The organism is Paenibacillus sp. 598K, assembly GCF_003851045.1.
Taxonomy (GTDB): Bacteria; Bacillota; Bacilli; order Paenibacillales; family Paenibacillaceae; genus Paenibacillus_D.
Genome location: NZ_BFBX01000173.1, coordinates 1 through 9,401 on the forward strand (window position 1 = coordinate 1; position 9,401 = coordinate 9,401).

Annotated in this window: 9 protein-coding genes; all 9 read right to left on the reverse strand. The window is 56.1% G+C overall.

Features of this window, described 5'->3' with window-relative positions:
• Positions 1-850 (reverse strand): hypothetical protein (locus PA598K_RS33340; RefSeq protein WP_148092030.1); only part of this gene is annotated, 850 nt, incomplete at its 3' end.
• Between the two features lie 27 nt (positions 851-877).
• Positions 878-1,864 (reverse strand): TauD/TfdA family dioxygenase, encoded by a 987-nt coding sequence (locus PA598K_RS33345; RefSeq protein WP_128661059.1) that lies wholly within the window; start codon positions 1,862-1,864, stop codon positions 878-880.
• Positions 1,861-3,873, reverse strand: a complete 2,013-nt coding sequence (locus PA598K_RS33350; protein WP_128661060.1) for a carbamoyltransferase family protein — start codon at positions 3,871-3,873, stop codon at positions 1,861-1,863. The genes PA598K_RS33345 and PA598K_RS33350 overlap by 4 nt, the downstream gene beginning before the upstream one ends.
• Before the next feature lie 2 nt (positions 3,874-3,875).
• The gene (locus PA598K_RS33355) at positions 3,876-5,885 is read right to left on the reverse strand and encodes a carbamoyltransferase N-terminal domain-containing protein (RefSeq protein ID WP_128661061.1); all 2,010 of its coding nucleotides are present in this window, start codon (positions 5,883-5,885) and stop codon (positions 3,876-3,878) included.
• Positions 5,886-5,943: 58 nt separating this feature from the next.
• Entirely contained in the window at positions 5,944-6,123 is a 180-nt protein-coding gene (locus tag PA598K_RS33360) for a hypothetical protein (RefSeq protein WP_128661062.1), read from the reverse strand.
• 13 nt (positions 6,124-6,136) lie between these two features.
• Positions 6,137-7,141 (reverse strand): hypothetical protein, encoded by a 1,005-nt coding sequence (locus PA598K_RS33365; RefSeq protein ID WP_128661063.1) that lies wholly within the window; start codon positions 7,139-7,141, stop codon positions 6,137-6,139.
• A 151-nt stretch (positions 7,142-7,292) separates the two neighbouring features.
• Complete coding sequence (glnA, locus tag PA598K_RS33370; RefSeq protein ID WP_128661064.1) at positions 7,293-8,624, reverse strand: type I glutamate--ammonia ligase; 1,332 nt, start codon at positions 8,622-8,624, stop codon at positions 7,293-7,295.
• A 30-nt stretch (positions 8,625-8,654) separates the two neighbouring features.
• A complete protein-coding gene (locus tag PA598K_RS33375; RefSeq protein WP_128661065.1) occupies positions 8,655-9,068 on the reverse strand; it encodes a MerR family transcriptional regulator in 414 nt (137 codons plus the stop codon).
• Positions 9,069-9,147: 79 nt separating this feature from the next.
• Positions 9,148-9,401: methionine gamma-lyase family protein (locus PA598K_RS33380; protein ID WP_185602387.1), on the reverse strand; the 254-nt coding region annotated here is incomplete at its 5' end.

Here is a 9,401-nt window from a genome sequence, read left to right on the forward strand (position 1 = left end):
CCCGCCGGTTCAGCTCGGCGTACGTCCAGCTCCGCTCCCCTTGACGGATCGCGATCTGCTGCGGCGTCTGCCGTACTTGCCGCTCGAACAGCTCATGCATCGCTTGCTCGCTCGGGTACGCTGCCAGCGGTCCATGCCACGCCTCCACCGTCCCGCTCCATTCCGACTCGCTCAACAGATCGATCTCGCCGATCTCGATATTCGGATTGGCGATAAGCTGCTCCAGCAGCCTCAGGTAGAGCACGGCGATTTGCTGCACCGTCTGTTGCGCATAGGCTCGCTGGTTGTATTCCAGCCGCAGCTCGAGTTCATCCTGCTGCAGCGCAGCAAACCGGAAGCATAGCTCAAGCTGTTGTCCATTATGTAAAGGCCGATGCAAGCTGTCCATCGCGACCAGCAGCGTGCAGGTCGGATCTGGAGAAGCTTGCTCCGGGGAGGCGAGGAACGCCTTGTTCGACTCGGCGACACGCCCCCTTGTATCCGTCATCAGCTTCAGGAACGAGTCCGTCGATGCGATGTCGCATTGGACGTCCAGCAGCGTTTCCGGCAGACCGCTGTCCTGCTCCGACCGAAGAGGCGGCATGCATACCGCCACCGAGCCCGAATCGGTTACGCGCGCCAGCAACGCCTGGACTGCGCTCACCAAGCAACAGAATACCTCGTCCTCCGCAAAATGCGCCTTTTTCTGCAATTCGAAAAACAAACGCTGCGGAATTTTTTGCAACATCAGCCCTTTGCTGTATGCGCCTCCCGCCGTATAATCTGTGGGCCAGCCCGATACGATTGGTCGATCTGCACTGAAATGATTGCTGTAGGTTATAGCGCCAACGCTGCTTGATGGTGTCACCATAGACTGCTTTCCTCCCGCCTGCGAATTTTATAGGCCGTACTGGTTCCAGGGCTCTGCCATCGCCACGACCACCTTGCGGTCTCCGGTATACGGATTGCGGCCATGCGCGTTCAACATATTGTCCAGCAGCACGATATCGCCCTGTTGCCAAGGGAAGACCAGCATCGTCTCGTCATACACGCCGCGAATTTCGTCCAGAATCGATTGCTCGATCGGCGAGCCGTCGCCGTAATACACATTGCGCGGCAGGTTTTCTTCGCCGATGGCGGCGACCATATAGTCCCTCAGCTCCTCCGGCAGACTGGAGACATGGAACAGATGGGCTTGGTTGAACCACAGCAACTCCCAGGTCGCCGGATGTTTGGCAATCGCGCCGCGCACCGACCGCGTTCTCAATCTGTCCTCGCCCAGCCATTCCACCTCGATCTGCACTTTTTTGCAGTACGCATTCACTTCCTCCCGACTGTCGGTCTGGAATACCGTCTGCCAAGGCAGATCGATGCCGCCCCCTACGTTGCGCACGTACATCAGCTTCTTGTCCGCGAATCGCTCGCGGATCTGGGGACTGATGCGCGCATACACCTCCCGGCTGTCGGCGATCGGCGTCTCTCCGCCAGTGCGCGCATTGATCGCGCAGTGGAACCATATTTTGAGCGGCCAGGCATGGGTATACGAGTTCTCGTTGTGCAACGGGATGAACTGATCGGCCGGGTACTCCGTGGAGGTATAGATTTTGCCTTGCACCTCGCTGCGCGGCGTCGAGCGCTCCTTATACTCCTCTAGCGTCGGCGTCAGCGCCTGCGACACCTGTTCGAAGTAATCGATCGACGGAACCGTAAAGTCGCGGAACAGGATCCCCCCGGCTTGATGCAATTCCGAGACGATCCAATCCCGATGCTCCGCCACCCAGCCGATCAGATCGACGCCCTCTTGCCCAGGCTGGATCAAGAGCTGGCGATGTGCAGCGTCCACCCGCTGGACTTCCACATTGTACATCGATTGCAGTTCGCTCATGAGACGATACTCTCCTTTTCGTTGGCTTCGATACGTTGTATTCCTTCATAGACGACGGGCGACAGCTCCACTAGTCTTCGAGACCATAACGCATGAATCTCGGACGCAAAGGAACGATTGACGAGGTCGTCCTTGCCATGAGCGGCTGCGATGAGCTGGTGAAGACTGCGGCTTCCATCGGCTTGCGCGAGCAGTCGGAACACCTGCGCAGATATCGATACGCTGTGACGCTCCGAGTAGTTAACCCCAATCTCCGCATCAGTCTCCATTGTTCCGTTGGCGCCGATACCACTTTTCTGCCGCAGCACTGCATAAGGAGGCAGCTTCGGATAGAGCTGGAGGATTGCTTCTTGAGCGACGACTTTTTTACGGATCAGATAATCGCCGATGACGAGCTCGTGCAGCTTGGTCGTCAAGTAACAGACGATCGCATCGGTGACCGAATTGACGATTGGCTCGACATTGTTGTTGAAGGACGTATTGAGCACGATCGGCACGCCGGTCAACGCTTCGAACGCATGAATCAGCGACCAGTATCTCGGATTGGTCTGTTGGGACACTGTCTGGATACGGGCCGTCCCATCGACATGAGTCACTGCGCCGAGCAGCTTGCGCTTCGATTCGTTCACATTGAGCACGAAGATCATATAGGGGAAGCTCGAGGCGTGACCCGGCAGCTCAAAATACTCGGCCGCCTTTTCCTCCAGGACCGACGGAGCAAACGGTCTGTAGCCCTCGCGCATCTTGACCATGGCGTTGATGATCTCCTTGTTCTCCTCCGGACGCGGATCGGCGATGATGCTCCGGTTGCCTAGCGCGCGCGGACCGAACTCGGAGCGCCCCTGCACCCAGCCGATAACATGTCCGTCCGCGAGCAGCTCGGCCGTCCGCTGCGTCACGCGATCGCCCAGATGCTCCCACTCCAGGAACGTATCCCACTGGCTGAGCGTCTCCCGGATGGCGTCCTCGTCTCCGATATCCGTCCCCCAGTACAGATGCTCCAACGGCAGGTAAGGATCGTCAGGACATTGTTCGTAATGGACGCATAGCGCCGCTCCCAGCGCCGCTCCCGCATCATGCGCCGCCGGCTGGACGAAGATATCCTTGAACAGCCCGGAATACAACAGCTTGCCGTTCGCGGTACAGTTATGGGCGACGCCGCCAGCCAGGCATAGATAATCATGACCCGTCACCTTCTGATAATGCGCCACGATATGGAACAGGATCTCCTCTAGCGCCTCTTGAAGCGCTGCTGCGATATCCTTATGCTGCTGCGTGAACGGCTCTGATTTTTTGCGGGGCGGCACCAATTCGAACAACAACGACGTCTGCACATGGATCCGGTAATTGCCGCCTGGCAGCAAGCTATAGAACGTTTTGAACAACGCCCGGTATACCGAGGGGTCTCCGTAGGGCGCCAGTCCCATCACCTTGTATTCATCGAACCGCTTGTAGCCGAGGAATTGGATAATCCGCTCATAAAAATCGCCAAGCGAATTGGCTCGGGGCAGCTCATGCAACGGTGTCATCTGCCTGTTGTCGGCCGACAAGAGCATCCCCGAGATGCCGTCCCCGCTGCCGTCGACCGAAAACACCAGCGCGCGTTCGATCCCCGACATTGCATAGGTGCTCATCGCATGAGCGAGCTGATGATTGATGAATACGATACGCTCCGAGGGAAACTCGTAATCGAAGGCGTGGCGAATGTAGCGCTGTATGCCGCTGCGCGTCTTCTCCAGCTCGGATTTCATCTTCTCGAAGGACAGGTAAAACGCGATATAATCGACATCCTCCATGCCTATGCCGCCCTGCTCCAGGCAGAAGCGAATCGCCTGCACAGGCGCTTTGGGGGAATGCTTGATGCGATTCAAACGCTCCTCCTCGATCCCGGCTGTCACCCGGCCATTCTGCACAAGCACGGCCGCCGAATCATGCGAATAGGCAAGCCCGGAGTCCGACGCATCCTCGAATACGAGATCAGGACCTGCATTCAAGCCTAAAATGTTCATCACTAACCTCCCTCTGGTTGCAGCAGAAGCAGTCGCTGCTGCCATAGCCCTCTAATCGCGCCTGCATATCGTTCCAGTTGCTCACTGTCCTCCATGCTGCCCGGCTCCAGCAGCTCCCGCAACGAACGACGACCGTCCGCCTTCGTCAGCAGGCGATACAGCTGCGGTGACAGCGCCGTCCCGTCTGCAGCTCGATGAGGACAGACGAGCGCAGCCTTGCGCGCCATCCTGTGCGGCGATTCATACCCGATGCTCTGCGTAATCGTTACATAGCGAGGCAATTGCGGTCGGAGCTGCAGCAAGCTCGGCAGCGCCGTCTCGCGTCTGCTCAGCAGCAGCTCGCCGATCGCCAGATGACCCAGCTCGCCGGACACGAGAAGGGCGATCGCCTCGTGGGGCGCCTCCACGATCGGCTCTGCAGGATTGCGCAACGACGACTGGATCAGGAACGGGAATCCCGTCTGCTGCTGGAAGCTCTCCAATAGCTGGTGCAGCGCCGGATTGTCGCTGGCTGACACCGTATGTACTTGCGCATAAGCATGCGGCTCCGGCATATAGTCATTGCCCGGTGTCCATGCCAAGAGATAGTTGCCGAATCGGAACTGCGACGGCAAGACCGCTGCAGGCACCTCGAAATAATCGTGCAGGGCGCTCTCCTTGATCGAGACAATCAACGGGTCGCCAGGAGCGCTGTGCATCCCCGGCTGGGGGATATCGCGTATTCGGCTGACAGCCTCGTAGGGATGCATCAACAAGCTGCGATTGCCCAGAGAGAAAGAGCCGTATTCGGATCGTCCCTGCATCCAGCCCACGGCCTCGCGACGAGCCAGCAGGCTCGCAACTTGCTCTGCCACTGTAAGCCGCGGCGCTTGTTGGACTGCAACAAAGGCGCCCCACTGCTCGGCTGCGGCTTCGATATGATCCTGCGACGCCAGCCGAGCGCCCCAGAACAGATCTTCCATGGGTTGCCGCTTGCCGCTATCGTCCCCCTCCGCTTGCTGGGCCAGTGCCGCGCCCAATGCAGCGCCGGCATCATGCGTGATCGGTTGGATAAACAGCTCGTCGAACAGTCCGGATTGCAGCAGCTTCGCGTTCAAGGCTGCATTGGCTGCGAGCTCTCCGGCAAAGCAGAGCCTCCTCGCCCCGGTAACCGCTCTGTAGTGGCCGATCACATGGAACACGATCGTCTCGATCATCTCCTGCAGGGAAGCGGCCAGGTTGCATTGCTGCTTCGCAGCGTCGGCTTCCGGCACCAGCCGCATGATCTCGTAGAGCGCATTCGGATCGAAGCGCAGCTTGTAGGAACCATTGGGCAACAACTCGTAGCAGGTCTTGATATACGGACGATAGGGCGTCGCATCACCATGCCGGGACATTTGGAATAATTGTCTATAATTAGTCACGGATGGATGTATATGCTCTCCTACCTCCTTGCAGAACGACACGAGCGAGTCCGTATCGTGATACGTCTGGATCAGCTCCCACTGGTCGTTGACGGCCTTGGCTACAAGCCCGGAGAACCCGTCCTCGGCGCGATCCATCGACAGTACTAATGCGCTTTCATAACCGGAGCAGGCAAATGCGCTAACGGCATGCGCATGCTGGTGCTTGACGAACACAATCGATCGTTCGTCGAAGCGATGGTCAAACGCCTCTGCCAAATAATTGCGAATCACCTGCCGAATCGTCGCATACGTGTCATAGCGGCTCGGATCGGCGAGATAATTGCGTTGCAACAAATGGTTGTAAAACTTCTCCTCTCCATAGACGGCAATTCGGTCGATATCCGCCAGCGTCAGACCGGCCTCGCTTAGACAGCGCTGAATCGCAAGCACCGGCCGATGATTCGAGCCGGGGATGCGATTTAGACGCTCCTCCTCGACCGCGACGATTACCTTCCCGTTCTCTACGAGTACCGCAGCCGCATTCTCTCGCATTTGATTGATATTGAAGTTGCCCGGCTCGTCCTCTCGAATTGAATTAAACCCACCGCTTAACCCCAGTATTCTCATCAATTCCCCACCTTACTTGCTCATATTTAATCTCCCGGACAGCAATCGAACGTCCTGCTCATTCGGAGCGGACAGGGATAATCTTCAGGATGTTGCGCGGATCGATGATTACGTCGCCAATGACGATCGTTTGCCCGTTTTTCTCGTTGATTTTGCGATTCAGCTCTTCTACATCGTAATGCTCCACTGTCGTTGTGAATTTACTATAATTCTGCATATAGATCTCCAGCTTTGTCATGCGTTCACCCCCTTTACATTTTGAGACGCTTTACGATCTTCTCGCTTAAGCTTTCATCTGCCGCGCGCAGCGTCAGGAGGAGGTCCTTTACTTTCCCTGGGGCCTCTTTGTCCGTGGATAGCGATATTTTCAGATAAAGATGACGCAGCTTCAACGTCATGTCCATGAGCTCTTGATAACTGCCCAGCAGCTCGTCTGCATCAAATAGTCGACCTTCCTTCTTCAGGTAGTCCAGTCGCAGCAGCATACACTGTTTATGCTCCATCAGCAGATGAGTCAGACGGATGTTGTAGTTGCCCATATCTTCGCCGAGCATGTCGAGATGCTCCTCCAGTCCGCTGTACACTGCGAGTCCATAGTAGTGATGATCCGGCATAGGCGTGACAAACGACCTTAACCGCTTGGAGGAGTTGTGGGCGTGAATATAATCGGTTAAGGCGTCCTTGATCGCTTCCATGTCCAGTTCATAGCTGAACTGGTTCCTGTAGATCTGAATAATCGGCTGCTCCGGGGCGCTCATCATTGCCTGCTCCATCTGGTCAAAGCGGACCTTCGTCTCCCGGTACATCATATTTTCGTCGAAGCCGACCACATGATAAGCCCTCTCCGAGAGGTCGTAGCCATAGATGAGGATGTCATGTCCGAAATGCTGCTGCTGGTAGGAGCGCCGATGTGGAATATAGAACTCGTCCACAAAGGTGTAAATGTAGAGCTGCTCTTGCAAGGAGCGTTGCAGCAGGTCATGGACATCGCACTGCAACTGGTTTAGGATAATTTCTTTCTTTAAAGGACTATAATCGAGCAAGGGGAAGAATGTATGGAACCCTAATGCAGCTGGCAAAAAGTCGATGCGATAGTCGGCGGCGCCCGTCGCGCCCTTTCTTCCAAGCAATTGAATAAAATTCGAATAGAACCAGGGCCAGCCTTCATCATGGTTCAAAATAATCGACAGGCGATACGCATAATGCTGCAAATATTTGATTGGAGGATTAGCCAAAGGAAGGGAATATCTCTCCATTCATCCATCTCCTTCCAGAGTCTTTGGATTAACGTTAACATACATTTCCATTTATAAAAACCCTATAAACTATAGTTCTTGTCCCAAGGTGAAACGCAAAAAAGCCTTTCTGCCGAAAGCTCGGTCAGAAAGGCTTTGTGCATGCCTATTATTAATACAGCGTCAAATACTGATCTCTCTCCCACTGATGAACCTGGGTGCGGTACATATCCCATTCGATTTCCTTCAGCTCGTAGAAGTGAGCCAGCGCGTGATCGCCCAGCGCCTCGCAGATGACTTCGTTGCGAAGCAGCTCGTTGAGGCCTTCCTTCAGGTTAGCCGGCAGGCTTGGGATGCCTTCGTCGATACGCTCTTCCTCGGTCATCACATAGATGTTGCGATCGGTAGGCGCAGGCAGCGTCAGCTTGTTCTTGATGCCGTCCAGTCCAGCCGCCAGCATAACGGCGAGCGCAAGGTACGGGTTCGCAGCCGGGTCCGGGTTGCGGACCTCGACGCGCGTGCTCAGGCCGCGCGAAGCCGGGATACGGATCATCGGACTGCGGTTGCTCGCCGACCAAGCGACGTAGACCGGCGCTTCGTAGCCGGGCACCAGACGCTTGTACGAGTTGACCGTAGGGTTCGTGATGACCGCGTAGCCGCGCGCATGCTTCAGCAGTCCGGCCATGTAATGGCGGGCTGTCGTGCTCAGGCCCAACTTGTCGTTCTCGTCATAAAACGCATTGTCCGTCTTGCTCTTGAACAACGATTGGTGGCAGTGCATGCCGGAGCCATTGACGCCGAACAACGGCTTCGGCATGAAGGTTGCATGCAGGCCGTGCTGACGTGCGATCGTCTTGACGACCAGCTTGAACGTCTGGATCTGGTCAGCTGCCTTGATCGCACTGGCGTACTTGAAGTCGATCTCATGCTGACCCGGCGCTACTTCGTGGTGAGAAGCCTCGATCTCGAAGCCCATCTCCTCGAGCGTCAGCACGATCTCGCGGCGGCAGTTCTCGCCCAGATCGGTCGGCGCGAGATCGAAGTATCCGCCTTGGTCGTTGAGCTCCATCGTCGGGTCGCCCTTCTCGTCGGTCTTGAACAGGAAGAACTCCGGCTCGGGGCCGACGTTCATCGAGGTGAAGCCCATCTCCTCGGCCTGCTTCAGACAGCGCTTCAGGATGCCGCGCGGGTCGCCGGCGAACGGCGTGCCGTCCGGCATATAGATGTCGCAGATGAGACGCGCGACGCGATTTTCGGTAATCCACGGGAATACCATCCAAGTCTCGAGATCCGGATAGAGGTACATATCCGATTCCTCGATGCGTACATAACCTTCGATGGACGAGCCATCGAACATCATTTTGTTATCCAACGCCTTCTCCAGCTGGCTGACCGGAATCTCTACATTTTTGATCGTGCCCAGAAGGTCGGTAAATTGCAAGCGAATAAAGCGAACGTTTTGTTCCTGTGCGCTGCGTAAGATGTCTTCTCTAGTGAAACTCACAGAATCCTCTCCTTTAGCTGCATGTATAAGTTAGGGTCTATTGCTATAGAAACGGGACAGCTGGCCTTGAATAATCGAAGCCTTGCCCGGTCTCTTTTCCAACAACTGCTGCTTCAGCAGGCGGTGCAGCTGGGTCTCGCTCATCTCGCGACGGCGCGACTCGGTCTGCTCGGTGATGACGGTGGCTTCCTCGGATTCCTTGGATACCGGGTGCATGACTTGCTTGATCCCGGCAATATTGACGCCCTTCTCGATAAGGGACTTGATCTCCAGCAGACGCTCTACGTCGTTAAAAGAGAACAAACGCTGATTGCCATTCGTCCTGGCCGGCACGATCAGCTCATGCTGCTCGTAATACCGAATCTGCCGAGCGGTCAGATCGGTAAGCTTCATGACGATCCCGATCGGGAACAAGGCCATATTTCTGCGAATTTCGTCAGCCATGTCGCATCAACCTCTCCATCCTTGATATACCCCTATTGTAACCCCCTGCCGAAAACGTGTCAAGTTATGTTAGGTTTAATTACAGTTTATTCATAATTTCCATGCCCGACAATGCCGTCAAAACGCCCAATTTCACGTGACTATAAGTCAAACCGCCTTGCATGTAAGCGATGTAAGGCTCGCGAATCGGCGCGTCCGCAGACAACTCCAGACTGCCTCCCTGCATGAAGGTGCCGGCCGCCATAATGACCGGATGCGTATACCCGGGCATGTCCCAAGGCTCCGGCGTCACATGCGCGTCAACGGCAGCAGCGCGCTGGATGCCCTGGACGA